Origin of the sequence: Mesorhizobium sp. M0152 (assembly GCF_040322415.1) — a bacterium.
Taxonomy (GTDB): Bacteria; Pseudomonadota; Alphaproteobacteria; order Rhizobiales; family Rhizobiaceae; genus Mesorhizobium.
Genome location: NZ_JAMYTH010000001.1, coordinates 129,172 through 155,130, shown reverse-complemented (window position 1 = coordinate 155,130; position 25,959 = coordinate 129,172). Strand labels below are relative to the sequence as shown.

The 25,959-nt window shown below is 63.1% G+C and carries 26 protein-coding genes; 7 read left to right on the top strand and 19 right to left on the bottom strand.

The window, feature by feature from the left end; all coding sequences use genetic code 11:
* Positions 1 to 21: 21 nt before the first annotated feature.
* From clpA to NKJ26_RS00720, 3 genes are all read right to left on the bottom strand, one after another.
* Positions 22 to 2,490: an ATP-dependent Clp protease ATP-binding subunit ClpA gene (clpA, locus tag NKJ26_RS00730; RefSeq protein WP_352692976.1), complete on the bottom strand. Its 2,469-nt coding sequence runs from the start codon at positions 2,488 to 2,490 to the stop codon at positions 22 to 24.
* Positions 2,491 to 2,496: 6 nt separating this feature from the next.
* A complete protein-coding gene (gene clpS / locus NKJ26_RS00725) occupies positions 2,497 to 2,826 on the bottom strand; it encodes an ATP-dependent Clp protease adapter ClpS (protein ID WP_010909565.1) in 330 nt (109 codons plus the stop codon).
* A 276-nt stretch (positions 2,827 to 3,102) separates the two neighbouring features.
* Positions 3,103 to 3,432, bottom strand: coding sequence for a phasin family protein (locus NKJ26_RS00720; RefSeq protein ID WP_027025117.1), 330 nt, complete (start codon positions 3,430 to 3,432; stop codon positions 3,103 to 3,105).
* A 287-nt stretch (positions 3,433 to 3,719) separates the two neighbouring features.
* Here NKJ26_RS00720 and NKJ26_RS00715 point away from each other — a divergent pair, with 287 nt between their 5' ends.
* Positions 3,720 to 5,171, top strand: a complete 1,452-nt coding sequence (locus NKJ26_RS00715) for a D-alanyl-D-alanine carboxypeptidase (protein WP_352692974.1) — start codon at positions 3,720 to 3,722, stop codon at positions 5,169 to 5,171.
* 46 nt (positions 5,172 to 5,217) lie between these two features.
* Here the strand turns inward: NKJ26_RS00715 and NKJ26_RS00710 are convergent, their stop codons facing one another.
* The 3 genes from NKJ26_RS00710 to NKJ26_RS00700 all read right to left on the bottom strand — a co-directional run bounded on the left by NKJ26_RS00710 (position 5,218) and on the right by NKJ26_RS00700 (position 8,076).
* Complete coding sequence (locus NKJ26_RS00710; protein WP_352692972.1) at positions 5,218 to 5,919, bottom strand: DnaJ domain-containing protein; 702 nt, start codon at positions 5,917 to 5,919, stop codon at positions 5,218 to 5,220.
* Between the two features lie 243 nt (positions 5,920 to 6,162).
* Positions 6,163 to 6,600 carry a DUF1489 family protein gene (locus NKJ26_RS00705; RefSeq protein ID WP_352692970.1) on the bottom strand — a complete coding sequence of 146 codons (438 nt, stop codon included), beginning with the start codon at positions 6,598 to 6,600 and terminating at the stop codon, positions 6,163 to 6,165.
* A gap of 72 nt (positions 6,601 to 6,672) precedes the next feature.
* Positions 6,673 to 8,076: an L-serine ammonia-lyase gene (locus NKJ26_RS00700; protein ID WP_352692967.1), complete on the bottom strand. Its 1,404-nt coding sequence runs from the start codon at positions 8,074 to 8,076 to the stop codon at positions 6,673 to 6,675.
* A gap of 173 nt (positions 8,077 to 8,249) precedes the next feature.
* Between NKJ26_RS00700 and NKJ26_RS00695 the strand changes: the two genes are divergently transcribed.
* On the top strand, positions 8,250 to 8,969 hold the full coding sequence (locus NKJ26_RS00695) for a DUF599 domain-containing protein (protein ID WP_352692966.1): 720 nt from the start codon (positions 8,250 to 8,252) through the stop codon (positions 8,967 to 8,969).
* On the opposite strand, the gene NKJ26_RS00690 is transcribed toward NKJ26_RS00695, so the two are convergent.
* From NKJ26_RS00690 to NKJ26_RS00665, 6 genes are all read right to left on the bottom strand, one after another.
* A complete protein-coding gene (locus tag NKJ26_RS00690) occupies positions 8,942 to 9,739 on the bottom strand; it encodes a YdcF family protein (protein ID WP_352692964.1) in 798 nt (265 codons plus the stop codon). The genes NKJ26_RS00695 and NKJ26_RS00690 overlap by 28 nt on opposite strands.
* 61 nt (positions 9,740 to 9,800) lie before the next feature.
* Positions 9,801 to 11,366, bottom strand: a complete 1,566-nt coding sequence (locus NKJ26_RS00685) for an amidase (protein ID WP_352692962.1) — start codon at positions 11,364 to 11,366, stop codon at positions 9,801 to 9,803.
* Positions 11,366 to 11,821 (bottom strand): GNAT family N-acetyltransferase, encoded by a 456-nt coding sequence (locus NKJ26_RS00680; protein ID WP_352692960.1) that lies wholly within the window; start codon positions 11,819 to 11,821, stop codon positions 11,366 to 11,368. Before NKJ26_RS00680 ends, NKJ26_RS00685 begins: the two co-directional genes overlap by 1 nt.
* A 7-nt stretch (positions 11,822 to 11,828) precedes the next feature.
* On the bottom strand, positions 11,829 to 12,116 hold the full coding sequence (gene gatC / locus NKJ26_RS00675; protein WP_352692958.1) for an Asp-tRNA(Asn)/Glu-tRNA(Gln) amidotransferase subunit GatC: 288 nt from the start codon (positions 12,114 to 12,116) through the stop codon (positions 11,829 to 11,831).
* A 117-nt stretch (positions 12,117 to 12,233) separates the two neighbouring features.
* Positions 12,234 to 12,650, bottom strand: coding sequence for a hypothetical protein (locus tag NKJ26_RS00670; protein WP_352692956.1), 417 nt, complete (start codon positions 12,648 to 12,650; stop codon positions 12,234 to 12,236).
* Between the two features lie 24 nt (positions 12,651 to 12,674).
* Positions 12,675 to 13,382 carry a metal-dependent hydrolase gene (locus tag NKJ26_RS00665; protein WP_352692954.1) on the bottom strand — a complete coding sequence of 236 codons (708 nt, stop codon included), beginning with the start codon at positions 13,380 to 13,382 and terminating at the stop codon, positions 12,675 to 12,677.
* Between the two features lie 125 nt (positions 13,383 to 13,507).
* Between NKJ26_RS00665 and ruvX the strand changes: the two genes are divergently transcribed.
* A complete protein-coding gene (gene ruvX, locus NKJ26_RS00660) occupies positions 13,508 to 14,014 on the top strand; it encodes a Holliday junction resolvase RuvX (RefSeq protein ID WP_352599321.1) in 507 nt (168 codons plus the stop codon).
* Here ruvX and NKJ26_RS00655 read toward each other — a convergent pair.
* The 3 genes from NKJ26_RS00655 to NKJ26_RS00645 form a co-directional block, all read right to left on the bottom strand.
* On the bottom strand, positions 13,932 to 14,273 hold the full coding sequence (locus NKJ26_RS00655; RefSeq protein WP_352692952.1) for a DUF6105 family protein: 342 nt from the start codon (positions 14,271 to 14,273) through the stop codon (positions 13,932 to 13,934). The two genes, ruvX and NKJ26_RS00655, sit on opposite strands and share 83 nt — an antisense overlap.
* Positions 14,273 to 14,821, bottom strand: a complete 549-nt coding sequence (locus tag NKJ26_RS00650; protein WP_352599317.1) for a hypothetical protein — start codon at positions 14,819 to 14,821, stop codon at positions 14,273 to 14,275. Before NKJ26_RS00650 ends, NKJ26_RS00655 begins: the two co-directional genes overlap by 1 nt.
* Positions 14,822 to 15,011: 190 nt before the next feature.
* Positions 15,012 to 16,640, bottom strand: a complete 1,629-nt coding sequence (locus NKJ26_RS00645) for a DNA alkylation response protein (RefSeq protein ID WP_352599315.1) — start codon at positions 16,638 to 16,640, stop codon at positions 15,012 to 15,014.
* 178 nt (positions 16,641 to 16,818) lie between these two features.
* Between NKJ26_RS00645 and NKJ26_RS00640 the strand changes: the two genes are divergently transcribed.
* The 4 genes from NKJ26_RS00640 to dprA are packed head-to-tail and all read left to right on the top strand — an operon-like array spanning position 16,819 to position 20,857.
* Positions 16,819 to 17,799, top strand: coding sequence for an aspartate carbamoyltransferase catalytic subunit (locus NKJ26_RS00640; protein WP_352692949.1), 981 nt, complete (start codon positions 16,819 to 16,821; stop codon positions 17,797 to 17,799).
* Positions 17,796 to 19,082 carry a dihydroorotase gene (locus NKJ26_RS00635; protein ID WP_352692947.1) on the top strand — a complete coding sequence of 429 codons (1,287 nt, stop codon included), beginning with the start codon at positions 17,796 to 17,798 and terminating at the stop codon, positions 19,080 to 19,082. Before NKJ26_RS00640 ends, NKJ26_RS00635 begins: the two co-directional genes overlap by 4 nt.
* 57 nt (positions 19,083 to 19,139) lie before the next feature.
* Complete coding sequence (plsY, locus tag NKJ26_RS00630; protein ID WP_352599309.1) at positions 19,140 to 19,727, top strand: glycerol-3-phosphate 1-O-acyltransferase PlsY; 588 nt, start codon at positions 19,140 to 19,142, stop codon at positions 19,725 to 19,727.
* Positions 19,724 to 20,857 (top strand): DNA-processing protein DprA, encoded by a 1,134-nt coding sequence (dprA, locus tag NKJ26_RS00625; RefSeq protein ID WP_352692945.1) that lies wholly within the window; start codon positions 19,724 to 19,726, stop codon positions 20,855 to 20,857. The genes plsY and dprA overlap by 4 nt, the downstream gene beginning before the upstream one ends.
* Positions 20,858 to 20,865: 8 nt before the next feature.
* Here dprA and NKJ26_RS00620 read toward each other — a convergent pair whose 3' ends face one another.
* From NKJ26_RS00620 to NKJ26_RS00605, 4 genes are all read right to left on the bottom strand, one after another.
* Positions 20,866 to 21,072 carry a hypothetical protein gene (locus tag NKJ26_RS00620; RefSeq protein WP_352599305.1) on the bottom strand — a complete coding sequence of 69 codons (207 nt, stop codon included), beginning with the start codon at positions 21,070 to 21,072 and terminating at the stop codon, positions 20,866 to 20,868.
* A 63-nt stretch (positions 21,073 to 21,135) separates the two neighbouring features.
* Complete coding sequence (gene otsB, locus NKJ26_RS00615; protein ID WP_352692942.1) at positions 21,136 to 21,918, bottom strand: trehalose-phosphatase; 783 nt, start codon at positions 21,916 to 21,918, stop codon at positions 21,136 to 21,138.
* Positions 21,918 to 23,690, bottom strand: a complete 1,773-nt coding sequence (locus NKJ26_RS00610) for an alpha,alpha-trehalose-phosphate synthase (UDP-forming) (RefSeq protein WP_352692940.1) — start codon at positions 23,688 to 23,690, stop codon at positions 21,918 to 21,920. Before NKJ26_RS00610 ends, otsB begins: the two co-directional genes overlap by 1 nt.
* Before the next feature lie 102 nt (positions 23,691 to 23,792).
* Positions 23,793 to 25,955, bottom strand: coding sequence for an amylo-alpha-1,6-glucosidase (locus NKJ26_RS00605; RefSeq protein WP_352599373.1), 2,163 nt, complete (start codon positions 25,953 to 25,955; stop codon positions 23,793 to 23,795).
* Positions 25,956 to 25,959 lie beyond the last annotated feature (4 nt).

Sequence of the window (25,959 nt, the reverse complement as noted above, 5' to 3'; positions counted from 1 at the left end):
CTTTTTCGACTTTTCTCAGGATCAGTTCTTCCGGGGCAATTGCGGCACCAGACTGCGCTTGCCGCCATCCTTGCCTTTGGGCTCCGACTTCTGCGCCACCGCCTTCTTTGTGGCGGGCTTCTTGGCCACGGCCTTTCTCGGCTTGGGGGCGTCTTCCGGCTCTTCCTTCTTCGGTTTCACCGGCGCTTCGTCGGCCAGCGATTCGAGTTTCAGACCGGTCTCGCCGGTTTCCTTCTTCTCGACGGTGACGCGCACCGTGCCGCCCTTCTTCAGCTTGCCGAACAGCACCTCGTCGGCCAATGGCTTCTTGATGTGCTCCTGGATCACACGGCCGAGCGGCCGCGCACCCATGCGCTCGTCATAGCCCTTGTCGGCCAGCCAGGCGATCGCATCAGACGACAGGTCGAAGGTAACGCCACGCTCGGAGAGCTGAGCCTCGAGCTGCATGACGAACTTCTGCACCACCTGATGGATGACCGGCACCGGCAGCGAACCGAACGGGATGATCGCATCGAGACGGTTGCGGAATTCCGGCGTGAACAGCCGGTTGATCGCCTCGACATCGTCGCCTTCGCGCTTGGTCGAGCCAAAACCGATCGCCGCGCGCTGCGCATCGGATGCGCCCGCATTGGTGGTCATGATCAGGATGACATTGCGGAAGTCGATCTGCTTGCCGTTGTGGTCGGTCAGCTTGCCGTGGTCCATCACCTGCAACAGGATGTTAAACAGGTCCGGATGCGCCTTCTCCACCTCGTCCAGCAACAGCACGCAGTGCGGATGCTGGTCGACGCCGTCGGTCAAAAGACCGCCCTGGTCGAAGCCGACATAGCCGGGAGGCGCACCGATCAGCCGCGAGACGGTGTGGCGCTCCATGTATTCCGACATGTCGAAGCGGATCAGCTCGACGCCGAGCGAGGCGGCCAATTGCTTGGCGACTTCCGTCTTGCCGACGCCGGTTGGTCCCGAGAACAGGTAGGAGCCGATCGGCTTCTCCGGTTCGCGAAGGCCGGCACGCGCCAGCTTGATCGCCGAGGTCAGCGCGGTGATCGCGGTGTCCTGGCCGTAGACGACGCGCTTCAACTCGATGTCGAGGCCTTGCAGCACCTTCTCGTCGTCGGCCGAAACCGTCTTCGGCGGGATACGCGCCATCGTGGCGATCGACGCTTCGATCTCCTTGATGCCGATCGTCTTCTTGCGCTTGGCTTCCGGGACCAGCATCTGCGAGGCGCCGGTTTCGTCGATCACGTCGATCGCCTTGTCCGGCAGCTTGCGGTCGTTGATGTAGCGCGCCGACAGCTCGACCGAAGCCTTGATCGCCTCGCTCGTGTAGCGAACCTTGTGGAACTCCTCGAAATAGGGCTTCAGCCCCTTCATGATCTCGATGGCGTCTTCGATGGTCGGCTCGTTGACGTCGATCTTCTGGAAGCGCCGCACTAGGGCACGGTCCTTTTCAAAGAACTGGCGGAACTCCTTGTAGGTGGTCGAGCCGATGCAGCGGATCGCACCCGAAGACAGGGCCGGCTTCAACAGGTTGGACGCATCCATGGCGCCGCCCGAAGTGGCCCCTGCCCCGATCACCGTGTGGATCTCATCGATGAACAGCACAGCGCCGGGATAGTCCTCGAGCTCCTTGACGACCTGCTTCAGCCGTTCCTCGAAATCGCCGCGATAGCGCGTACCGGCGAGCAGCGTGCCCATGTCGAGCGCGAAGATGGTCGCGTTGTGCAGCACCTCGGGCACGTCGCCCTCGACGATCCGCTTGGCCAGTCCCTCGGCGATCGCCGTCTTGCCGACGCCGGGATCACCGACATAGAGCGGGTTGTTCTTGGAGCGGCGGCACAGCACCTGGATGGTGCGGTTGATCTCCGACTCGCGGCCGATCAGGGGATCGATCTTGCCGGCCTTGGCCTTGTTGTTGAGGTTGACGCAATAAGCGGTCAGCGCGTCCTGCTGCTGCTTCTTCTTGCCGCCTTCCTCTTGCGGTTCGGCCCCGTTCTGGCCGCCCTGCTCGTCATCGGCGCCGCGCGGCGAGCGCGTCTCCGATGCGCCCGGACGCTTGGCGATGCCGTGCGAGATGTAGTTGACCGCGTCGTAGCGGGTCATCTGCTGTTCCTGCAGGAAATAGGCAGCATGGCTCTCGCGCTCGGCGAAGATGGCGACGAGCACGTTGGCACCCGACACTTCCTCGCGGCCCGACGACTGCACATGGATCACCGCGCGCTGGATGACGCGCTGGAAGCCGGCTGTCGGCTTGGAATCCTCGTCGTAGCCGGTGACCAGATTGTCGAGCTCGGTGTCGATATAGGTGAGAACCGTGTGCTTCAGCTCATCGAGATCGACGTTGCAGGCGCGCATGACCGCGGCCGCTTCCGTGTCGTCGATGAGCGCGAGCAGCAGATGTTCAAGGGTTGCGTATTCATGGTGCCGCTCATTGGCGAGCGTCAGCGCCTGGTGAAGCGCCTTTTCCAGGCCTTGGGAGAAAGCCGGCATGTTACCTCACTTCTTCTCCATCACGCATTGCAGCGGATGCTGATTCTGTCGGGCGAAATCCATGACCTGAGACACTTTGGTCTCGGCCACCTCGAATGTATAGACCCCGCACTCGCCCACCCCATGATTGTGAACATGAAGCATGATGCGTGTGGCGGCTTCGCGGTCCTTCTGGAAAAAGCGTTCCAGCACGTGAACCACGAACTCCATGGGAGTGTAGTCGTCGTTGAGAATGAGGACCCGGTAAAGGCTAGGCTTCTTGGTTTTGGTTTTGGTGCGCGTGATCACAGCGGTCCCGCGGCCGGCCTCATTGCCGTCGCCGCCGCCGTTCTGCATCCGCGCCACCTGTCTCGTGGCAGTCAACCCGATCGTCACGTAATCCTGCCTCTTCGAATCCTCATGCGAATTCGACATGTAGGTGTTCGATGGACGATTTTAAGCCCTTCTGTTTAGCTGACAATATGGCTAGGTGGCCAAACTTGACCGATTTTCGCAATCGTGAAGGGGTGCGGGGGCCTGAAGCGGAAATTGACATGAAAAAACCCGGCCACGCTTGCGCGACCGGGCTTTGTCCCAGACCCAAGGGCCTGATTCCGATAATGCCGGACGAAACTACTTCGTCTTGGCGACAATCGATTCGAACGGCTTGTAGGCTTCCTTGGCGAGTTCGGCATAGAGATCGCCAATTTTTGTGGCCTCGGCGACGAACGCCTCGTAGGATTGTTTGGCGTAGTCGGACTGGATCTCGATCGCCTTCTCCAGCGACTTGGCCGAAAACAGCTTCTCGACAGCGGCGCTGCCGGCATCGAAGCTCTTCTTGGTGTACTCGCCGGCTTCGCTGGCGATCGCCTGCGCACCCTTGGAGAGCGAAGCGAAGCTCTTCAATCCGGTATCGGCAAACTCCTTGCCGTATTTGCTGAAGTCCTCATAGGTCTGGGTCATTTCACGCTTTCCCTTAACGGTTGAAGCGTCCTTCTTCGGGGCGCCCTTGTGCAATGCACGATAAATATATTGTGCGGCGCACAAAAGTCAACATTTTCGCCAAGGCTCCGGCCCGCACCCGCGGCCAATCGCTAAAAATCAAATAAAGAGAGCTTCAAGCCCGAAGAAAATGGTGAACGCGGCGGTTACCATAAACGGATTGGTAACGCTGGCCCGGTAGCTTGGCCCGAAGTGAGGCAGGACCCTTTGCCGCCTCCAACGCAACGGGAAATTCAAGGGAAATATCAGTGCGTCAGGCGTTGTCGGGCATCGTTTCGAAATCCGTGTCCCCTCTCAAAACGATCATGGTCGTCGCCTTGGCGATGACGTTTGTCGTCGCGGGCGCAGCCTCGTCGCTGGCGGCGAAATCCGCGGCCATCGTGGTCGACGCCAAGACCGGCAAGGTGCTCTATTCCTCGGATGCCAACGGCCGGCGCTATCCCGCCTCGCTGACCAAGATGATGACGCTCTATCTGACGTTCGAGGCACTCGCGAAAGGCAAGATCGCCAGGAATTCGCCGGTTGTCTTTTCGGCCAATGCCGCGGCCGAGCCGCCGACGAAGCTCGGCGTCAAGCCGGGCGGTTCGGTCACAGTGGAAACCGCGATCCTCTCGATGGTCACCAAGTCGGCGAACGACTCGGCGACCGCGCTCGGCGAAATGCTCGGCGGCAATGAGACCAATTTCGCCCGCATGATGACCGCCAAGGCGCGGCAGCTCGGTATGGGCGGCACGGTGTTCCGCAACGCCAACGGCCTGCCGGATCCCGGCCAGTTCACCACCGCTCGTGATATGGCGACGCTCGGCATCGCGCTCAGGGAGCATTTCCCGCAATATTACGGCTATTTCTCGCAGCGTTCTTTTCTCTATGGCCGCCAGCGCATCAACGGCCACAACCGGCTGCTCGGACGCATCAAGGGCGTCGACGGCATCAAGACCGGCTACACCCGCGCCTCCGGCTTCAATCTCGTCTCCTCGGTGTCCGACGGCAATCGCCGGCTCGTCGCCGTGGTCATGGGCGGCACCTCAGGCGGCAGCCGCGACAACCAGATGGCGTCCCTCATCAACACCTACATGCCGAGAGCCTCGACACGCGGCGGCGGCGCCCTCGTCGCCCAGGCCGACGACGGCGGCAATCCGATCAAGGCGCTTGCCAAGGTGCTGCTGCCCAAGCACGACGCACCAACCCCGGACGAAAAGCCGATGGCGGTGGCCAGCGCCGACGACACGGACGCCGCTGCCGTCGCCGACGATACCACTGTAGCGGAAGACAGCGCTGCCCAGAGCGAACAGGAAGACACCACGGCCCAGAGCGAAGAGGCTGCACCACTCGTCAAGGCGAAGAAAGTCAAGACGGTGATCGTATCGGCTCCTCAGGTCGCCACGGCCCAGATGGTGGCGGCCTATGCCGAACCCGCTCCAACTGTCGATCCGGTCAACACCGCATCCGTGCCGTCGGGTTGGGCCATCCAGGTCGCCTCTTCGCCAAAACAGTCGGAGGCCCAGGCATTCCTCGACAAGACCACCAAACAGGCACCCAAGGTCCTGGCCGACGCTTCCGGCTTTACTGTCGCTTTCGACAAGGATGGCGTCACCTACTACCGCGCCCGCTTCGGCGGCTTTGGTTCCAAGACCGCGGCCTGGAAGGCCTGCACCGCTTTGAAGAAGAAGAACATCGAGTGCTACGCCGTCCAGCAGTAGGACGGCGTCGAAAACATCTCCCGGAAAAATTCTGCGTCGAAGGAGACTAGTTGTGATTGGAGAGCAAGACGTCCTTGGCTTCGTTGATCCGCGCCGCCAGGAAAGACGTGCCGCCGACATCGGGGTGCAGGCGCTGCATCAGGCGGCGGTGCGCTTTGCGGACATCCGCCGCGGCGGCCCCCGCTTCAAGACCAAGGACCTTGTAGGCCTCCTCCTTAGTCATGGCGCCCGCACTTGGCGCAATACCCAGCCCTTCGCCACTGTCCGTCTCAGCGTGTTTGCGCCAGACGGGAAATCTGCCGTCAAGATACGTCTCTAGCAATTGCCGGCTCTCGCGATCGCCTGAAAGTTCGCGAAACAGCTGCATCAGTTCGGCACGTCCCATCGCGCCAAGCATCTTGCCGTCGTGGCGGCCGGCAAGAACCAGGCCCTCGAGGCCGCCCGTATCATGATCTAGTTCCATCTCCAGCGCGGCCGTTCGCACGGTTGAACGCCTTCGGGGCGCCGGCCTGGATTTCGGCCAGGCCATGCGCGTAATGCCGTACCATGCGATTGCCGCGACCAGGATTATGCCGCTGATCCCTCCGCGACCGACAGCGAGCACCGCGGCACCCACCAGGGCCAGCAAGATTGGCCCCAGCGCTCTCATCGAGCCCGCCAACCTCGCTGGGTCGGCACGCAGAAACGCGGTGGCTACGCTCAGCAGCACCAGAACCAACACGACCAGGACGATAATTGCGCCTAACATTTCCTACCGCCCCGCGGTCCCTTGTCCGACCAGACACCGCGTGATTTCGTTCAACACTTTTTCTGTGCCGGAATCATGGCCTTCCCGGACAAGGAGAGGATCGCCACACAAGAGGTTCTCGTCGCTCACAGATTTCAAGATGTGGCGTTGTTGCGCGGCTTGCAAGACCAGTACAAGGCAAGGTTGAGGGCCACCGACCGGCGGCGGCTGGTGCAGAAGAGCGCGCCAGTGTGACAATTGGATTTACAGCAAGCCCAAATCCGCAAGCTCGCGCCTGAGTTTCGGCGGCATCTCGACCAGCCCCGCCTTGCCTTTGCCGAGGTCGGCCGGCGCATCCGATGGTTTCAGGTAACGCCAGCCCTGGAAAGCCCGGCGCGGCTGCCAGTCGGTGCGCACCACCTCGGGATCAAGCATCAGATGGCAGCGGCGGATACCATCGTCATCGGTGAACGGCCGGATCTCGGTGATCAACTGCCGGCATTGCACGTTGCCCTTGATCACCCAATAGAGCGAACCTCCGTCGGTGATCTCCTTGCCGCGCGTCGGCACCATGCGGGTCGTGTGCCAGTGCTCGGCCGGTTCGCCCGCCCGGTGCCGTTCCTCGAGGCGGAACGCGATCCATTCCTCGAGATCCTCGACGCTGTCGCAGCCGACGCAAAGCTTTAGGAGATTGAGAGCCATTTTCGAAGATTTAATCCGGCGCACGAACGCGTCAACGGCCTGAACGAGTTCTCCACAGTGCCAGACGCTGGCTCAGCACTCGACAACGTTGACGGCAAGACCACCCAGGCTGGTTTCCTTGTACTTCTCGTTCATATCGAGGCCGGTCTGGCGCATGGTTTCGATCGCCGCGTCGAGCGGCACGAAATGGATGCCGTCGCCCTTTATGGCAAGTGACGCCGCCGTCACCGCCTTGACCGCACCCAGCGCATTGCGCTCGATGCACGGTACCTGCACCAGCCCGCCGACCGGATCGCAGGTCATGCCGAGGTGATGCTCCAGCGCGATCTCGGCGGCGTTCTCGACCTGCTCGGGCGTGCCGCCCATGACGGCGCACAGACCGGCCGCCGCCATTGCCGAGGCGGAACCCACCTCGCCCTGGCAGCCGACCTCGGCGCCCGAGATCGATGCATTCGTCTTGATGATGCCGCCGACGGCCGCTGCCGTGAGCAGGAAATCGCGGATGCTCGGCTGGTCCGCCTCGGGATGGAAATGCAGCCAGTAGCGCAGCACCGCCGGCAATGTACCCGCCGCGCCGTTGGTCGGCGCGGTGACGACGCGCCCGCCGGCCGCGTTCTCCTCGTTGACCGCCATCGCGTAGATCGACAACCAATCATTGGCGAGCAGCGGGTTGGGCCGGTTCTGCTGCCACTGCTCCTGCAGCTTGTCGTGGAGTTGCCTGGCGCGTCGGCGCACCTTCAGCCCGCCCGGCATGATGCCGTCCTGCGACAGGCCGCGATCGATGCATCTCTTCATGGCATTCCAGATGCCGTCGAGCCCGGCATCGAGCTCCTCGCGCGACATCTGCGTTTCCTCATTGACGCGCTTCATGTCGGCGATGGAGAGGCCGCTTTTGCCCGCCATCGCCAACATCTCGACGGCATTCTTGAAGGGATACGGCACTTTCTTGCCTTCGGTCGTCACCGACCCCTTGGCCTTCATCCGCTGCAACTCTTCTTCAGAGACCACGAAACCGCCGCCGATCGAATAATAGATGCGCTTGAGCAGCAGTCGGCCGCCGGCGTCGTAGGCATAGAACGCCATGCCGTTGGCATGGCCGGCGAGCGGCGTCTTGCGATCCAGCACCAGGTCGGTGGCCGGGTCGAAGCGATAGGATGGATGGCCGGGCGGCGATATCAGCCTCTCCGCGGCGATATGGCTGACAATGCCGTCGGCCTGGTCGGGATCGACTGTTTGCGGGGTCTGGCCGGCGAGGCCGAGAATGACGGCGCGGTCGCTGCCGTGTCCGATGCCGGTGTAGGCAAGCGAACCATGCAGGCTGGCGCCGATACGGGCAACCTTGGCGCCGGCCGGACGAGGCCAGTCGTCACCCGCCACCTCGTCGAGGAACCGCCGCGCGGCCGTCATCGGACCCATCGTGTGCGAACTCGAGGGTCCGATGCCGATCTTGAACAGGTCGAAAACCGAAAGGAACACGTTGTCTCCTGGCATCACGTCGAGGACTACATATAGGAACTCCCCGGATGTTTCCGCTCTTTTCAAGATCGCGGCGCAGCACCTGCCGACCTTGTTTGCTCCGGCAGCGACATTGGTTGTCGATCGCCACATACGGCGATCGAAGCGCTGGCTGGATATGATAAATTCAACGCATGGGCGATTCCCTCGATCTTTCCTCAGCCGATCTAATGGCACTGGCCTTTTTCCTCGCCGCATGGGTGCTGCATACGCTCGCCTCCGACGGCAAGCTGGTCAGCCGCATGTCGCTGACGAGGGCTATGGATACGCAGCGGCAAGCCTGGATGCGCACCATGGCCGAGCGCGAGATCCGCATCGTCGACACCGCCATCATGAGCGGCCTGCAGCAGGGAACCGCCTTCTTCGCCTCCAGTTCGCTGATCGCGCTCGGCGGCTGCTTTGCCCTGCTGGGCGCGTCCGACCGGGTCCTTGAAGTGCTGAGCAGCCTGCCCTTGGGCGGCGCGCCGTCGCGCTCGGCCTTCCAGATAAAGGTGTTGGGGCTAGTGCTGATCCTCGCCTTTTCCTTCTTCAAATTCGGCTGGGCCTACCGGCTGTTCAACTATTGCACGATCCTGATCGGCGCCGTGCCTATCCCGCATGGCGAAGCCTCGCGCAACCCGGTCACCGAGACAGCAGTGTGGCGCGCGGCGCAGATGAACATGCTTGCCGGCAAGCATTTCAACTCGGGCCTGCGGGGCGTGTTCTTCTCGATCGGTTATCTCGGCTGGTTCGTCGACCCGCTGGTGTTCGTGCTGTCGACGCTTCTGCTGTTGTCCGTTCTGGTGCGGCGCCAGTTCTTCTCGGCAGCGCGACGCGCCGTGATCGGTCAGCCGCCCGGCGCAGGGAAAGGTTGATCGATGCGGCCCGAAAGCCAATAGGCAAAGAGTCCTATCCATTCGCGAATCGCGAAGGTCGTGGCTTGCAGCGAGTCGGCCGGATTGTCGCGGAACACTCCGATGCCCTCGCGCCCCGACGTGCGGTAATCCACCGGCCAGGGCACGGTCGCGAAGCCGGCCTTGTCGAACAGCGCCTTGGCACGAGGCATGTGAAAGGCCGAGGTCACCAGCAACCAGGTTTCCCCGGGTTTAGGCGTTATCAACGCCTTGGTGAAGACGGCATTCTCGTAGGTGTTGCGGGATTTGTTCTCGAGGATCAGGCGTTCCGGCGCCACCCCGAGCGCGCCAAGCAGGCGCGGCCCGGTGTCGGCATCGCCCTCGCCGTCGAGGAACAGTTCGCCATTGCCGCCGGAGACGACCACCCTCGCATCAGGAAAGCGCCGCGCCAGCACGGCGGTTTCGACCATCCGGTCGCCGCCGGCATTCAGCTCATAGCCGCCGCGCGCCAGGTTGATCCCGCCCTCGAAGCCGCCACCGAGCACGACGATCCCATCGATCCTCTGCGGCAGCGGCGGGCGTGGAAAGCGTTCCTCCAGCGGGTTGAGGAGCAATGCGCCGAGCGATGTCCAGGCCGACAGAGCAAGGATCAGAAAGGAAAGCACGCTGCCGGCGGCGGCAAGCCGACGGCGGCCGACCATGGCCGCGATCAGTCCTGCCAGCAGCAGAAAGGTAGCCAGATTAAGCGGCTGGATGAAGAACCAGAAGATCTTGGAAACATAGAAGAACATCCCTCACCCCATTACAGCGCCGCGCACCCTTTCGGGGTCATACGCTAGATGAGAGAAGATCTTACCACCACTTCTCCGGCTGGAACGTGCCGGCTGCCCGCTCGATGACGGCGGCCGTCTGGAACAGCGTCTCTTCCTCGAACGGTCTGCCGATCAGCTGCAGGCCGAGCGGCAGTCCCTTGGCGTCGAGGCCGGCGGGCACGGCGATGCCCGGCAGGCCGGCCATGTTCACGGTGACGGTGAAGATGTCGTTGAGATACATCTTGACCGGATCGGCGGCCATGTCCTCGTCGGCGATGCCGAAGGCGGCGGACGGCGTTGCCGGGGTCAGAATGACGTCGACGCCCGCGGCGAAGACAGTCTCGAAGTCGCGCTTGATCAAACTGCGCACTTTCTGCGCCTGCAGATAGTAGGCGTCGTAATAGCCGGCCGACAGCACATAGGTTCCGATCATGATGCGGCGCTTGACCTCACGGCCGAAGCCGGCGGCTCGGGTCTTCTCGTACATCTCGGCGATATCCTTGCCCGGTACGCGCAAGCCGTAGCGGACGCCGTCATAGCGGGCGAGGTTAGAGGAGGCCTCGGCGGGCGCCACGATATAGTAGGCCGGCAGCGCGTATTTCGTGTGTGGCAAGGAGATGTCGACGATCTCGGCGCCCGCGTCCTTCAGCCAGGCAATGCCTTTCTGCCACAGCGCCTCGACCTCTTCGGGCATGCCGTCGACGCGGTATTCCTTGGGAATGCCGATCTTCATGCCCTTGATCGGCTTGCCGATCGCAGCCTCGTAATCCGGCACTGGGCGATCGACCGAGGTCGTGTCCTTCGGATCGACGGAGGCCATGGATTTGAGCAGGATCGCGGCATCGCGCACGTCGCGGGCGATCGGCCCGGCCTGATCGAGCGACGAGGCGAAGGCGACGATGCCCCAGCGCGAACAGCGGCCATAGGTCGGCTTGATGCCGACCGTGCCGGTGAACGCGGCCGGCTGGCGGATCGAACCGCCAGTGTCCGTCGCAGTCGCGCCGGCGCACAGGAACGCCGAGACGGCGGTAGCCGACCCGCCGGAAGAACCACCCGGCACCAGCTGCGCATTGTCCAGGCTGCGCGCTGTCCTGGTGCCGCCGGCGGAGACAAAACCGCCATCGCCCTGATGCGTCGTCGGCATCACCACCGTGTCGAGGCGCGAGCGCCGCCACGGATTGATGACCGGACCGTAATAGGAAGTCTCGTTGGACGAGCCCATGGCGAATTCGTCCATGTTGAGCTTGCCCAGCATGACCGCACCGTCGGCCCATAAGTTGGCCGTGACGGTCGATTCGTAGCGCGGCTTGAAACCGTCGAGCACATGGCTGCAGGCCTGGGTGTGGACGCCTTCGGTGCCGAACAGGTCCTTGATACCGAGCGGGATGCCTTCCAGCGCACCGCCCTCGCCCTTGACAAGCCTGGCGTCGGACGTCTTGGCCATGTCGCGCGCCTTGTCGCCGGTGACCTCCACATACGCATTGAGCGCCGGATTGGCGCGATCAATGGCCGAGAGATAGGCTTCGGTGATCTCGGTGGCGGTGATTTCCTTGCCGCGCAGCTTGGCGCGGGCCTGCGAAATCGTCAGCTGGGTCAGGTCGCTCATCAAAGGCTCTTTTCGTAAAACACCGACCACTCGGAATCGGGATAATCCAGTACCGGGCCGCAACGCGAAAACCCGGCGCGTTCGTAGACTGTCCAGGCGGCGGGATGACGGTCGCCCGTCTCCAGCACAAGCCGCGTCAACCCCTCATCGCGCGCCAGCGCCTCGATCCGCTCGATGATCCCAGCGCCGATCTTGCGGCCGCGATGCGAAGGCCGCGTGTACATGCGCTTGACCTCGCCGATGGCGCCGTCGTGGCGCTTCAGCGCGCCGCAGCCGATGGCCAGGCCGTCGTCGCGGGCGATGAAAACGGTCGTATCCTCGCCGGCCATCTGCTCGACCGTCAGGTGGTAGCAATGCTCCTGCGGCGTCAGTTCGAGCAAGGTTTCGTTGAGCTCGTTGACCAGCCCGCGCACATCGTCCTGCAGTGGCGTCTCGATGGCGATCTCGATTGCCATCGGCGCGCTACTCCATGACCTTCGGAACGAGGAAGAAATTTTCGTCGGTCGCCGGCGCATTGGCGACGATGTCGGCGGCCTTGCTGCCGTCGGTGACGACGTCTTGGCGCTTCTTCATCTCCATCGGCGTCACCGAGGTCATCGGCTCGATTCCGGAAACGTCGACCTCGTTCAACTGCTCGACAAAGCCAAGGATGGCGTTCAGCTCGCCTGTCATGCGTTCGGCATCTTCCTCGCTCACTGCGATGCGGGCGAGATGCGCTACGCGCTTCACTGTCTTGACATCAACGGACATGTTTTGCCTCGGGGAAAACCAGTCCGGGGCTATAGCGGCGCCGCGCGCATGGCGCAACATCCATCGTGCAGCCGTGGCGGCCGGCGCTTCGGCCATTGGTCGCCGCCAGGATGCCGTCTATGGCAGCGCCACGCCGTCGCACAGATAGTAGCTGCCGCCGTTGCCGCTTGCCGAGCTTTCGTCGTCAATGGGCCGGACCGACACGAGATCGACTTGCTTCGGGTTCATTTGCGTCACCGAGAGGACATCCGGAAAGACATAGCCCGGTTCCTGGCAGATTGCCGTCACCGCCCAGCTTGGCGAAGCTGTCGCCTTGCTGACCTGAACGAACTCGCAATTGTACTCGACGCTTTGCAGACCATGGGCCGAAAGCACGATGTTGCCGGCGTCGATCAGCGTCTGCAGCGTATCTTTTTTGGCCTGTGCGCAAAGCTCTTCGGACTGAAGGTAGACGCCCTCGATGAAATCATCCGCGGCAAGCGCAGGCGACGCCGCGACAAACATGGACACGCAAAGAGATTGTCTCAACACCATGCTCTCGTTCCATTTTTGCTGCCTCTAGATCGTAATCGTCTCGCCAATCCCGGGCAATGCCACCTTCACGCCGGATCCTTCCAGTCCGGCCTCGAACTTGTCGGCGGTCGGATCGATCATCGGAAACGTGCCGAAGTGGCAAGGGACAACGGCTTCGAACTTGAAGAAGCGCTGGCAGGCAAGTGCTGCCACCGCGCCCCCCATGGTGAAGCGGTCGCCGATCGGCACGATGCCGATCTTGGGTTCATGCAACTCGTTGATCAGCGCCATGTCGGAAAAGATATCGGTGTCACCCATGTGGTAGAGCGTTTTGTCCTGCGGGAAATGCAGGACGAGGCCGCCCGGATTGCCGAGATAGACATTCTTGCCACCTTCTTCGCCAAACGAGGAGGAATGCAATGCCTGGACGAAAGTGGTGGTGAAGCCGCCGCAATCGACGGTGCCACCGATGTTGCCCGGGTTGATCTTCTTGTCGCTGACGCCCTTGCCGACCAGATACATGCAGATCTCGAAATTGGCGACCAGTTGGGCGCCGCTTTTGCCCAGCACTTCCAGCGCGCCGCTGATATGGTCGCTATGGCCATGCGTCAGCAGCACATGCGTTACGTCCTCTGCCGGCCCTTCCCAGCCGCCCGTCCACGACGGGTTGCCGATCAGATAGGGATCGACGAGAATCTTGACGTCGCCGGTTTCGATGCGGAAGGCGGAGTGGCCATACCAGGTCAGTTTCATCAATACGTTCCTCGATTTTTGCCGTGCCAGAGGATAGAACGCCGATAGCCCAGAGATCAAAGGGTTCCTGCATCCACCGCGTGTTTCGACATAACGCGCGGCGTTGAAAAGGCGAAGGACTGCCGTTGAGCATTATCACGATCGAGGAATTGCCGGGCCGCCTTGCCGGCGGCAAGACGCTGGCCGGGCTCGACCTCGGCGACAAGACGATCGGCGTCGCGGTTTCGGACCGGGGGTTCTCCTTCGCCCATCCGCGACCGGTCATCATGCGCAGAAAGTTCTCGCTCGACGCCGCCGTTCTACTGGCCTTGCTGAAGAAAGAGAACGTCGGAGCAGTGGCGATTGGGCTGCCGATCAATATGGATGGGTCCGAAGGGCCGCGCGCACAGAAATCGCGCGCCTTCGTGCGCAACATGGCGCAGATAAGCGACCTGCCCTTCGTTTTCTGGGATGAAAGATTGTCGACGGTCGCGGCCGAACGGACCCTGATCGAAATGGATTTCTCGCGCGCCAAACGCGCCGGCAAGATCGATTCGGCTGCAGCCGCCTTTATTCTGCAGGGAGTTTTGGACCGGCTTCAGTCACTCGATGCAGCCGCTCGAACGGAACCGGACCCGCCCAACGCCGCTTGATCCAGCCCAGAATTTCGCGGCGGCGGCGAAATGCCCATATCGCGATCAGAAGCAGGCCGTCGAACACGCAGGCCTTCGCCACCATGCCGGGGATAATGGCCGGATCGATGCCGAGCAGTTCGCCGTAGAGCTGGAACACGAAATCGTGCAGTTGCCGGGTCAGCATGACATAGCCGAAATTCATGTCGTTGAGCGACAGGTAGAACCAGCCCCAGAAAAGCGCCATCGGGGCGGCCCACAATGCGAAGATGTAACGCATCACTGGCCTCCGTTCCGGGTCGAGCCGGTCCGGCCCGAGATCAGCGAGAGCAATGAAATATGGGCCGCGGCTTTCGCCATGCCGTGCGCCGTGACGTGGATATCGCCCTCGACCAGCGCGGCCGCGGAGCGCCGTTCGGCAAGCATCGCGACATAGGACGCCTGAAGTGCGGCGAGTTGCACGGCAACGACCATGAAAAGGCCGTTAATGCCTTGCGCGGCGCCACCGATCAGGATCATCGACAGTACGCCGGAAGCGGAAATGAAGGCGATGCGCACGACGCTGTCGGCCTCCAGCTTGGTCGCATCGCTGACCAGCGTGTCGACAAAGGCCCAGAAGAACAGCACCGCCACGACAAGCAATGCGATCGCCAAGGGCGCGACCACGACGACATTTTCGAGGTCGGCAAACCGGGCACTCTCGATGGTTACGCCGAGCACGCCGAGCGCCGCTGCCACACCACGGTTTCCGTCGATGCAGATCAGCGCCAGCAAGGCAAAGACGATCGCCCAGTGCACGGACAAAAAAGAGGTCAATACGTGTCGCATCGAAATTCCTGCTTCGCAAAGCAAGGAACAGCCAATCTGAACCATTCCTCGCTCCGGCAGGACAGTGGGCCTTGCCGACGCCCCTCGCAACGGAAACCATTTGTTAAGGTTAACGCCGTCGGGCACGGCACATACGGATGTTCGCCGGCGCCTCAAATCGGGGCGGACCCGGTTTTGGACAGCGCCGGGCTCAATTCACCGGCGGATAGAGCGTGTCGATGATCATCCGGGCGTCGTGACGCGAATCGAGCATGCCATAGGTGGTGCGCCATTGGCCGGCTAGGCGCGTCTCGACGAAAGCATCGGCGATCCGCCCTGCCCCCAGCCGGCGCAATTCCGCCGCCGCCGCCGAAAGCGCCAGTTGCTCGGTAAGCAGACGCGCCGAGCCCTCGTCGGTCGCGGCGACCTGCATCGCCGCCTTCAGCACGCCGATCGTGCCTCGCCCGCCGGCCCCCAGGTCACGATCGATGCCGGCCAGGACGTCATCGAACAGGCCGGGCGCGCGGCCAAGCACGCGCAGCACATCGAGCGCCATGACATTGCCCGACCCTTCCCAGATCGCGTTGACCGGGGCTTCGCGATAGTAGCGGGCGAGCGGTGCCTCCTCGACATAACCATTGCCGCCAAGACACTCCATCGCCTCGTAGAGCAGCGGCGGCGCGATCTTGCAGACCCAGTATTTGACGACCGGCGTCATGGCACGGGCAAACGCCGCCTCGCCGCGGTCGCTGGCCGCCTCGTCGAAGGAACGCGCCAGCCGGAACGACAATGCCGTGGCGGCGGCGACGTCGAGCGCCATGTCGGCCAGCACGCGCTGCATCAGCGGCTGTTCGATCAACGTCGAGCCGAACACCTGGCGATGGCGGGCATGATGAATGGCCTCGGCGAGGCCGGCGCGCATGATCGCCGAGGACGCCACGGCGCAATCCAGCCGCGTCAACGTCACCATGTCCATGATTGTCTTCACGCCGGCGCCGGGTTCGCCGACCATCTCGCCGATGGCATTGACGAATTCCACTTCGGAAGACGCGTTGGAGCGGTTGCCGAGCTTGTCCTTCAGCCGCTGGAAACGGAACCCGTTGCCCGAGCCATCACCGAGAACACGCGGCACCAGGAAGCACGACAGTCCCTCCGGCGCCTGCGCCAGCACCAGGAAGGCATCCGACATCGGCGCCGACATGAACCATTTGTGGCCCGTCAGGCGATAGAATCCGCTGCCGGCGCGTTCGGCTTTCGTCACGTTGGCGCGCACATCGGTGCCGCCCTGCTTCTCGGTCATGCCCATGCCGAGCGTCAGCCCGCTCTTCTCGACCGGCGGTTTTTGGCTCTGGTCATATTTGCGCGTCGTCACGCGCGGGGCCCATTCGCGAAACAGCTTTGGGCTGGCCATCAATGCCGCCAGCGAAGCGCTGGTCATGGTGATGGGACAGAGATGCCCGGTCTCGAGCTCGGCCGTCAGGTAGAAGCGGGCGGCGCGCACCTGATGGCGGCGGCCGATCTCGGCGTCGCCGTTTTCCCACACCGAGGAATGCAGCCCATTGGCCACCGAGCGGCGCATCAAGGCGTGATAGGCGGGGTGGAACTCGACCAGGTCGATACGCCGTCCCTGGCGGTCATGCGTCCTGAGCTTCGGTGTCTCGACATTGGCGAGACGGGCCAGTTCTTGCGCTTCCTGCGTGAGGACGAAACGGCCAAGCCCGTCGAGATCCTTGCGCACCGGATCGGAAAAGCGCTCGGCGAGTTGGATCAGCAACGGATCGCCCCGCCAGGCGTTGCCGCCCGTCAGCGGCGGCGGCTGGTTGGTCACGTCGTCGGTCACGCCCAATCCTTCTATCGGTAGAAAGGTCCTTATCGTCGGAAAGCCACGAATCCAAGGCCGTCGGCTAGATATAGACCAAGCCATGCAATGCACGCGACGAAAATACCGGGGAGAACGGCTTCAATCCAAAGCTGGCGCTTGCGGGCACAAAATCCGCACCCTATAGCAGCCCCTTGAGATGACCGACGCTTCGTCCCTGCCACTCTACCCTCACCGCCATCTTCTAGGCATCCGCGATCTTTCGCCGGCCGACATCGAGCTTCTGCTCGATAGGGCGGATCGGGCAGTCGCGATCTCGCGGCAATCCGAGAAAAAGACCTCGACGCTGCGCGGCCGCACCCAGATCAACCTTTTCTATGAAGCCTCGACGCGCACGCAGTCGTCCTTCGAACTCGCCGGAAAGCGGCTCGGCGCCGATGTCATGAACATGTCGGTAGCCAGTTCCTCGGTGAAGAAGGGCGAGACGCTGATCGATACGGCGATGACGCTCAACGCCATGCGGCCCGACATCCTGATCATCCGCCATCAATCCGCGGGTGCCGCCGCCCTGCTGGCGCAGAAGGTCGGCTGCTCCGTGGTCAATGCCGGCGACGGCGCGCACGAGCACCCGACACAGGCGCTGCTCGACGCGCTGACCATCCGTCGCGCCAAGGGACCGCTCTCGAAGCTGATCGTGGCGATCTGCGGCGACATACTGCATTCGCGCGTGGCGCGCTCCAACATCATGCTGCTCAACGCGCTCGGCGCCCAGGTGCGCGTCGTTGCACCGTCGACGCTGCTGCCCTCGGGCATCGACAAGATGGGCGTCATCGTCTCCCGCTCGATGGCCGAGGGTCTCAAGGACGCCGACGTGGTAATGATGCTGCGCCTGCAGCGCGAGCGGATGGAAGGCGCCTTCGTGCCTTCGGTTCGCGAATATTTCCGCTATTTCGGCCTCGATGCCGAGAAGCTTAAGGCAGCCAAGGACGACGCGCTGGTGATGCATCCAGGCCCGATGAACCGGGGCGTCGAGATCGCCTCGGAAATCGCCGATGGTCCGCAAAGCGTCATCCAGGAACAGGTCGAGATGGGTGTCGCCGTGCGCATGGCGGTCATGGAAGCGCTGCTCGATCCCCGTCGCAATCAAGAGGGCCTCAATCAACAGGGTCGCGGCGCATGAGCACGACGGTCTTCCAGCGCGCCCGCATCGTCGATCCCTCGCGCGGCATCGACGAAGTCGGCTCCGTCATCGTCGAAGGAAGGAAGATCGCCGCCGCCGGCAAGGCCGCGCTGAACCAGGGCGCGCCCGAGGGCGCGACCGTCATCGACTGCGCCGGCAAGACCATCATTCCAGGCCTCGTCGATGGACGCGTCTTCATCGGCGAGCCGGGTGGCGAGCATCGCGAAACCATCGCTTCGGCGAGTGTCGCGGCGGCAGCCGGCGGCGTCACTTCGATCGTCATGATGCCCGATACCGATCCGGTGATCGACAATGTGGCGCTGGTCGAGTTCGTGCTGCGTACCGCCAAGGACACGGCAATCGTCAACATCTTTCCGGCGGCGGCGATCACCAAAGGCCTCGACGGCCGCGAGATGACCGAGTTCGGCCTGCTGCGCGAGGCCGGCGCCGTCGCCTTCACCGATGGCCGCCACACCATATCGAGCGCGTTGGTGATGCGCCGCGCGCTGACTTACGCGCGCGATTTCGGCGCCATGATCGTCCATGAGACGCAGGACGCCGACCTCGCCTCGGCCGGCGTCATGAACGAGGGTCTCTATGCGAGCTGGCTTGGCCTTTCCGGCATCCCGCGCGAAGCCGAATCCATTCCGCTGGAACGCGATCTGGCTCTGGCGCGCCTGACGCGAGGCTCCTACCACGCGGCGAAGATCTCGACGGCGATGGCGGCTGGATCGGTGGCGCGTGCGAAAGCCGATGGCGCGAACGTGACATCAGGCGTGTCGATCCACAATCTGTCGCTCAACGAAAACGACGTCGGCGAATACCGCACCTTCTTCCGCCTGACGCCGCCGCTCCGCGCCGAGGAAGACCGGCTGGCGATGATCGAGGCGGTCAGGGATGGCACGATCGACGTCATCGTTTCCTCGCACGATCCGCAGGACGTCGATACCAAACGCCTGCCCTTTGCCGATGCAGCGGCCGGCGCCATCGGGCTGGAGACGCTCTTTGGCGCTGCTCTGCGGCTCTATCACAATGGCGACGTGCCGCTGCTCCGGCTGATCGAGACATTGTCAACCGCTCCGGCAAAGCTGTTCGGCCTGCCTGGCGGCACGTTGAAGCCGGGCGCCGTCGCAGATCTTGCGCTGGTCGATCTCGACGAGCCCTGGATCGTCAGCGAGAGCGGCATTCGTTCGCGCTCGAAAAACACCTGCTTCGAGGGTGCGCGGCTGCAAGGCAAGGTCTTGCAAACGCTGGTGGCGGGCCGCACAGTGTTTTCGGCCTGAGCCAACTGCCGCGCATCGCGCCGGATCTGATCAGACTGGAGGAATGCGGGGGAAACAATGACTTACAACCTGATCCTGGCCTTGGTGGTCGGCTATCTTCTGGGCTCGATCCCGTTCGGACTGCTGCTGACGCGTGCCGCTGGCCTGGGCGACGTCCGCAACATCGGCTCGGGCAATATCGGCGCCACCAACGTGCTGCGCACCGGCAACAAGGGCCTTGCCGCAGCCACGTTGCTGCTTGATGCGCTGAAAGGAACGGCGGCCGTTTTGATTACCGGCCATTTTGCACCGGAATTGGCGATCTGGGCCGGTCTTGGCGCCTTTCTCGGTCATCTCTATCCGGCATGGCTGGGCTTCAAGGGCGGTAAGGGCGTCGCGACTTACCTCGGCGTGCTGATCGGCATTGCCTGGCAGGTAGCACTGATCTTCGCCCTCGTCTGGCTGGTGGTGGCATACCTCTTCCGCTACTCGTCGCTGGCCGCGCTGGCGGCGGCTGTCGTCGTGCCGATCGCGCTCTTTGTCCTGAGCACGCCGCAGATTGCCGCTCTGTTCGCGGTGATGAGCATCATCGTCTTCATCAAGCACCGGGCCAACATTTCGCGGCTCCTTGCCGGCACCGAGGGCAAGATCGGAGCCAAGGAGTGAGCGAGCCCGCCGCCGGGCCGCGCCTCAGCGACCGGCAGCGGCTGAGCTGGCTCAGGCTGATCCGCACCCAGAATGTCGGCCCAGCCTCCTTTCGCGACCTGATCAACCGCTTCGGTTCGGCCGAAGTGGCGCTGGAGATACTGCCGGAACTGATGATTTCCGGCGGCGCCAGCCGGATCGCCCGTATCCCTTCCGTTGCCGAAGCCGAGGCGGAGATGGAAACAGCCCGGCGGACCGGCGCGCGCTTCGTCGGCATCGGTGAAACAGACTATCCGCCGCTGTTGCGCAGCATGGACAATCCGCCGCCGCTGCTGGCGGTCAAGGGCAATGCCGCTGTGTTCCAGCTGCCGGGAGTGGCCATCGTCGGCGCCCGCAACGCATCGCTGGCCGGCATCAAGATGGCCCGCATGCTGGCGGCGGATCTTGGCCGCGACGGCTATGGTATCGTCTCGGGCCTGGCGCGTGGCATCGATACGGCGGCGCATCAGGGCAGTCTCTCGACCGGCACGATCGGCGTCCTGGCCGGAGGCCTCGACCTGCCCTATCCGCCCGAAAATGCTGGCCTGTGCGAGGAAATCACCGAACGCGGCGCCGTTATTTCGGAAATGCCGTTCGGCTGGCAGCCGCGCGCCCAGGATTTTCCGCGCCGCAACCGTCTCGTCGCCGGTGCGGCCCTCGGTTTGGTGGTGGTCGAGGCCGCACAACGTTCGGGCTCGCTGATCAGCGCCAGGCTTGCAGGCGAAATGGGCCGGCTCGTTTTCGCGGTGCCCGGTTCACCGCTCGACCCGCGCGCCGCCGGCGCCAACGGGCTGCTCAAGGACGGCGCCACGCTAGTCACCGAGGCATCCGACATTTCCAGGGCAATCGCGCCGCTGACCGGTATGCGGGCGCCCGACGTGCCGCCCTTCGAAGAGCCGCCCGATTTTTCGGCCACGCCGCCACCTGGCGAGAGCGACCGCGCCCGCGTCATCGAGGCGCTCGGCCCGACGCCGGTGCCGGTCGACGAGATCATCCGCCACACCGGACTGCACCCGGCCCAGGTCTTCATGGTGCTCCTGGAACTCGACCTCGCCGGCCGGCTCGAACGCCATGCCGGCGGCAATGTTTCGCTGGTTTTTGAGGAAAGCTGAAGCAGCCGTCAGTGGCGGTCGCGTTTTTCGGTCTCCGCGTAGTCCTGCGTATTTGCGCCAAAGAGATCTCTCTCGACAACTTTGCGCCAGACCGCGTCTGCTTCCTCGGGGCGCGACGGATCGAAGTTGGGGTCGGTTCGGTTGACACTCCGGCGCGAGCGCCGGCGTAGCCAGTTAGGCATGATCTCGCCGATGAGACTGGTGAATTGGGTCATTGACGGCTCCTTCAACTCGAAATCCTAAGAAAATCGCTGCTGGCCGCGCCAGGGTGATTTTGCTCATTTTGCAGGGGTGGCCGGATCAACCACTCTCTCGGCACTCCGGCTTACGACATCCAGCCAAGCCAACGCCTCGCTGACATCAGCCAGCACGTAACGCGCAGCGGTCGGCCCGCGGGGTTTTATACGAACCGAAACGCCATCGATTTCATTGATGGCATCGAAGCCGTTCTCGTCCGATGTATCGTCTCCCAGGAATATCGGCCTGCGGCCAGCGAAAGCCGATTCCAGCATGAAACGCCTGATGGCCGCGCCCTTCGCCGCCTCAAGCGGCATCAGTTCCACCCCGGCATTGCCGGCCAGAACCCGATATCCCCCCGGGAGCCTGTCCAGTGCCTGTTCGACCAGCTGTGTGGCGCGCTGGAGCAATTGTGGCGCCGCACGCGTGTGAACCGCCAGGATCGGACCCTTGCGCTCGATATAGACGTTTCCGCTGAGCTCGGCCTCGAGTTCCCTTGCCAATGCGGCAATGTCGGCGGGCTCATCCGCCGCTTCGACCGGCCCGTCCGGTTCAAGCCTGTGCTCCAAGCCATAGAGTCCGGCGGCGCGCAGTTTGAGCGGCCGGAAGAGATGGTCGACGGCGGCGATCGACCGTCCGGTGATGAAGGCCAGCGCTCCGCCCGCCCGCGCTTCCAGCCTTGGTAGCAAGGCCCTCAGCTCATCGCCAACGACGACCGCGTCGGGATGGGCGGCATGTTCGAGAAGGGTGCCGTCTATGTCCAGGAACAATGCCCATCGGCCTTGCGGCATGGTCGGCGCTGGCAGGTTTGGCGATCCGGACATCACAGTGCCGCGACCCGTTTGCGATCGAGTATCGATATCACGTTGGCGGCGGTAGACGGCCCCGGCCGGATACCAGGGTCGATCGTGGCCCGTTTTCGCAAACGGGGGGCGTCGAGAAGCATGCTGCCAGCCCAGCGATAGACATTGTTGTCGCGGACGATCTCGCGCATGCGATGCATGCGCTGCTGCTGCTCCGAGGGCGCCATGGTCAAGGCCTGCAGCAGCGCCTCGGCCATCATGGTGGCGTCATAGGGGTTGACGATCAGCGCCTCGAGAAGCTCTTTCGAGGCGCCGGCAAACATGCTGAGCATCAGCACGCCCTGCTCGTCGTCGCGCGCGGCGACAAACTCCTTGGCAACCAGGTTCATGCCGTCGTGCAGGCTGGTCACCATGCAGACGTCGGCGGCACGGTAGATTTCGTAGACCTGATTCTGCGCATGGTGCTCGGCCACCATCAATACAGGCTTGTAGCCTTCGCTGCCGTAACGTTGGTTGATCTCCTCGGCGCAGCGCAGGCATTCCTCATGCAGTTGCCGGTAGGCAGGCAAGGTGCCTCGGCTCGGTGCCGCGATTTGCAGGAATGCCACCTTGCCGATCCATTCCGGATGCTGCTTGAGCAGTTCGTCAAGCGCATTGAAACGGTCGAGAATGCCTTTGGTGTAGTCGAGGCGCTCGACCCCGACGCACAGGCTGACATCGTCCGCCAGGCCGAATTTCTTGCGAACTCGGTCGCGGCACTGCGCGACCGAGGGCATCTTCCCAAGTTGCGCGGGAGGCCATTCGATCGAGATCGGATAGGCATGGACCAGGCTGATTTGGCCGCCGTAAGTGATCGCCGAATCCTCGCGCTCGATCCTGCTCTCCAGGAAACGGTCGACGCTTTCGATGAAGTTGTTGCAATGGAACTGCGTGTGGAAACCGATGATCGAACTTCCCAGCAGCCCGTCCAGGATCTTCTCCCGCCACGGGCAGATGCTGAACACTTCCGAGTTCGGCCACGGAATGTGCCAGAAGGTGATGACGATCGCGTCAGGGAGCCGCTCCCGGATCATTCGCGGCAACAGCGCGAAATGATAGTCCTGAACCAGGACGATGGGGCGTTCGTTACGGGCTTCGGCGACAACGGTGTCGGCGAATTTCCGGTTGACCGCTTCGTATGTTTCCCAATCGGAGGCTCGGAATATGGGGCGGGTGAAGGCTATGTGGCACAACGGCCAGAGACCCTCATTGGCAAAGCCTAGATAGTAGCCCTGCTGTTCCTCCTCGGTGAGCCAGACACGCCGCAACGTATAGGACGGATTTTCTGGCGGGACCTCGATGCGGTCGTCCCGATCGACCACGAGATGATCCGCCGAGCCGCCGCCATAGGCGATCCAGGTTCCGGCACAGGCGCGCGTGATCGGTTCCAGCGCGGAGACGAGTCCGCTGGCCGGCACCACCAGTTCGACGTGGTCGTCCCTGAGATTGTGGATGTAGGGTTCGCGATTGGAGACCACGATGACCTGCGCGTCAGGCAGTTCCCTCGCCAAAATATCGCGCAGCGTTTCGGGCGACCAGTTGACCAGCGCCGCATCGGCGGAATGGCCATTCTTCTCGAATTCCCGCAGCACGACGCGAACCGGCGGAGGCTCTGTACCAAATGAGCCAGGTTTTATTCGGCGTGTGCGCAAGGCAGTTAATGCCAGAGCGGCAATGGAAACACAAAGACTGGCCAGAATGACGAACCATAGCGCGGAGGCGGAATGCAAAAGATCGAAACTGTTGTCTGTCATTGAATTTAGGCTGCTCTCCGATCGGAAGTTCGTCGGTGGGTCTCGGGCTCACGCTTGCGCCGACCTTTGTGCAACGCACATGGTCGGCGATGGTTCCGATTTTCAGCTCCTGACGACCAACTGCGCCAGCCCTTCATGGCGATCGGCCAGAAATGCGCCGACGCGGTCTCCGACCCGTTGGAAGACCAAATCGACCGATGCGTCGCCCACGGCGAGGTGGCGGATCACCAGATTATCGATGCCTATCGGCAAGCGCGGCCTTGTCACCTGGATTTCGCCGGTCCAGCCGTCGATCTGAAGGCCGAGGCAGGCCTGCATGAGCATGAAGGCGGACCCCGCCGACCAGGCCTGCGGCAGGCAGGCAACCGGATAGGCAATAGGCGCCTCGCCCGGTGCACGCGTAAATCCGCAGAACAGTTCGGGCAGGCGCATGTTGAAATGGACCGCGGATTCGAACGTTCCGCTCATCAGCCGCACGACGCTGTCGCGGATGCCGTATCGCGCCAGGCCGGCCGCGCAGATCGCGGTGTCGTGCGGCCAGATCGAACCGTTGTGATACGACATCGGGTTGAAGAATATCGCGTCGTCCGCCAGCGTTCGCAGTCCCCAGCCGGAGTGGAACGAGGCCGAAAGCAGCTGGTCTGCGACGATACGCGCACGGTCCGGTTCGGGAAGGCCGACGTAGAGCAGGTGTCCGGCATTGGACGTGCGCACCTTGCAAGGTTGGCCATCGCCATCCAGGGCCAGCGCGTAATAGCCTAATTCCTCGATCCAGAATTGGCTTTCGACCCGCTGGCGGATATCAAACGCACTTTTCTCCCAGCCTTCGGCTCTTTCGGTTTCGCCGCGCAGTCGCGCCAGTTTCGCCAGCCCCTCGAACGCCGCGAAGACATAGCCCTGGACCTCGACCAGCGCGATCGGCCCCTTCGGAATGCGGCCGTCGGCATGAAAGACGGAATCGAGGCTGTCTTTCCATCCCTGGTTGGCCAAGCCCGATTCCGCCGCGCGCCGGTAGGTGACGAAGCCTGTCGCCTGGCTTGCTGCCTCGATCCATTCGGCGGCGGCGCACAGTGACGGCCACAGGCTGTCGATCAGGCCCGTATCGCCGGTGCGGTCCGCGTAGGCGCAGGCAAGATGGACATAGAGCGGCGTTGTGTCGACACCGCCATAGTAGCGGCCGAACGGCAGCTCGCTGAGCGCCGTCATCTCGCCCTTGCGGGTCTCATGCATGATCTTGCCGGGCTGGGAATCGCTGAAGGGCGAGGTTTCGGTAGCTTGATGCTGAGCCAGAAAAGCGAGCACGCCGCGCGCCAGGCCGGGATTGAGCCAGAGCATCTGCAAGGCCGAGATCACTCCGTCCCGGCCGAAAGCCGTCGAGAACCAGGGAATGCCGGCATAGGGATATGGCCCGGTCGCCAGTTCGGTGGTGAGCAATGCGACATCCGCGCGCGCCCGCTCTATCCAGTCGTTGAACACCCGGCCCGAGCTGTGCAGCGTTGCACCATGGCGGCGCTTGGCGCGCATGCCAAAACGCGCGCGGGCCGCTGCCGCGCGAAATCGCTCGCGTTCGGGAGCATCCGTTATCTCTGTCCCGACCTCCACATAAAGCGTCTTGCGGCTGCGCTTGGTGACGGCGATGAGAAAATCCGCCCGCTCGGCGGTCAACTCGTCCGGTGTCTGCGAGAACGATATGACCGACGTGCGCACGACTTTGTCCAGGCCTTCGTAGCGAAGCGTGACCGAGTTCTCGGCCAATTCGGCTGTATGGGCAGTGCCGCGCTTGGGACGAGTCGAGCCGCGAACTTCGAACATGTCGCGAAAATCGGCGGCGAAGCGCAGCGAAAGCAGGACCGTCGAGTGTTCCTGGCTATAGTTTGAAAGCGTCAGGCGCTCATACAACCGGTCCTGCCACAGCAGCCTGACGCGTTCGATATGGATCGCGCCCTGCGGAATGGGCCGGCCACCGGCGCTCTCGATCGGCAGATTGGTCAGATTGGTGGTGAAAAGGACATTGTCCTGGCTGAGCGATGCGCCAAGCAGCGACGTCGAACGGCCACCGATCGCCAGGCGAAATTCGGAAAGCACGCGCGTGTCGTCGCGGAAAAATCCATCGCCGACACCTCGTACGTCGCCATAGGCATCGGCGACGGCAAAGCAATCGCCGTGCTTGAGGGCGAAAAGCCGGTGCGGCTCTCTCGGTGCCGTTTCGTCAAGGGAGGCCAGCGCTATTGCCGGATCGAGCTTGCGCTCGTCGAGTTGGGTGATGGTC

Excerpts from the sequence above, each read along its gene's own strand:
- clpA (WP_352692976.1), bottom strand. The coding sequence starts at position 2,490 with ATGCCGGCTTTCTCCCAAGGCCTGGAAAAGGCGCTTCACCAGGCGCTG.
- clpS (WP_010909565.1), bottom strand. The coding sequence starts at position 2,826 with ATGCAGAACGGCGGCGGCGACGGCAATGAGGCCGGCCGCGGGACCGCT.
- NKJ26_RS00720 (WP_027025117.1), bottom strand. The coding sequence starts at position 3,432 with ATGACCCAGACCTATGAGGACTTCAGCAAATACGGCAAGGAGTTTGCC.
- NKJ26_RS00710 (WP_352692972.1), bottom strand. The coding sequence starts at position 5,919 with ATGTTAGGCGCAATTATCGTCCTGGTCGTGTTGGTTCTGGTGCTGCTG.
- NKJ26_RS00705 (WP_352692970.1), bottom strand. The coding sequence starts at position 6,600 with ATGGCTCTCAATCTCCTAAAGCTTTGCGTCGGCTGCGACAGCGTCGAG.
- NKJ26_RS00695 (WP_352692966.1), top strand. The coding sequence starts at position 8,250 with ATGGGCGATTCCCTCGATCTTTCCTCAGCCGATCTAATGGCACTGGCC.
- NKJ26_RS00690 (WP_352692964.1), bottom strand. The coding sequence starts at position 9,739 with ATGTTCTTCTATGTTTCCAAGATCTTCTGGTTCTTCATCCAGCCGCTT.
- NKJ26_RS00685 (WP_352692962.1), bottom strand. The coding sequence starts at position 11,366 with ATGAGCGACCTGACCCAGCTGACGATTTCGCAGGCCCGCGCCAAGCTG.
- NKJ26_RS00680 (WP_352692960.1), bottom strand. The coding sequence starts at position 11,821 with ATGGCAATCGAGATCGCCATCGAGACGCCACTGCAGGACGATGTGCGC.
- gatC (WP_352692958.1), bottom strand. The coding sequence starts at position 12,116 with ATGTCCGTTGATGTCAAGACAGTGAAGCGCGTAGCGCATCTCGCCCGC.
- NKJ26_RS00670 (WP_352692956.1), bottom strand. The coding sequence starts at position 12,650 with ATGGTGTTGAGACAATCTCTTTGCGTGTCCATGTTTGTCGCGGCGTCG.
- NKJ26_RS00665 (WP_352692954.1), bottom strand. The coding sequence starts at position 13,382 with ATGAAACTGACCTGGTATGGCCACTCCGCCTTCCGCATCGAAACCGGC.
- NKJ26_RS00655 (WP_352692952.1), bottom strand. The coding sequence starts at position 14,273 with ATGCGTTACATCTTCGCATTGTGGGCCGCCCCGATGGCGCTTTTCTGG.
- NKJ26_RS00650 (WP_352599317.1), bottom strand. The coding sequence starts at position 14,821 with ATGCGACACGTATTGACCTCTTTTTTGTCCGTGCACTGGGCGATCGTC.
- NKJ26_RS00640 (WP_352692949.1), top strand. The coding sequence starts at position 16,819 with ATGACCGACGCTTCGTCCCTGCCACTCTACCCTCACCGCCATCTTCTA.
- NKJ26_RS00635 (WP_352692947.1), top strand. The coding sequence starts at position 17,796 with ATGAGCACGACGGTCTTCCAGCGCGCCCGCATCGTCGATCCCTCGCGC.
- plsY (WP_352599309.1), top strand. The coding sequence starts at position 19,140 with ATGACTTACAACCTGATCCTGGCCTTGGTGGTCGGCTATCTTCTGGGC.
- NKJ26_RS00620 (WP_352599305.1), bottom strand. The coding sequence starts at position 21,072 with ATGACCCAATTCACCAGTCTCATCGGCGAGATCATGCCTAACTGGCTA.
- otsB (WP_352692942.1), bottom strand. The coding sequence starts at position 21,918 with ATGTCCGGATCGCCAAACCTGCCAGCGCCGACCATGCCGCAAGGCCGA.
- NKJ26_RS00610 (WP_352692940.1), bottom strand. The coding sequence starts at position 23,690 with ATGACAGACAACAGTTTCGATCTTTTGCATTCCGCCTCCGCGCTATGG.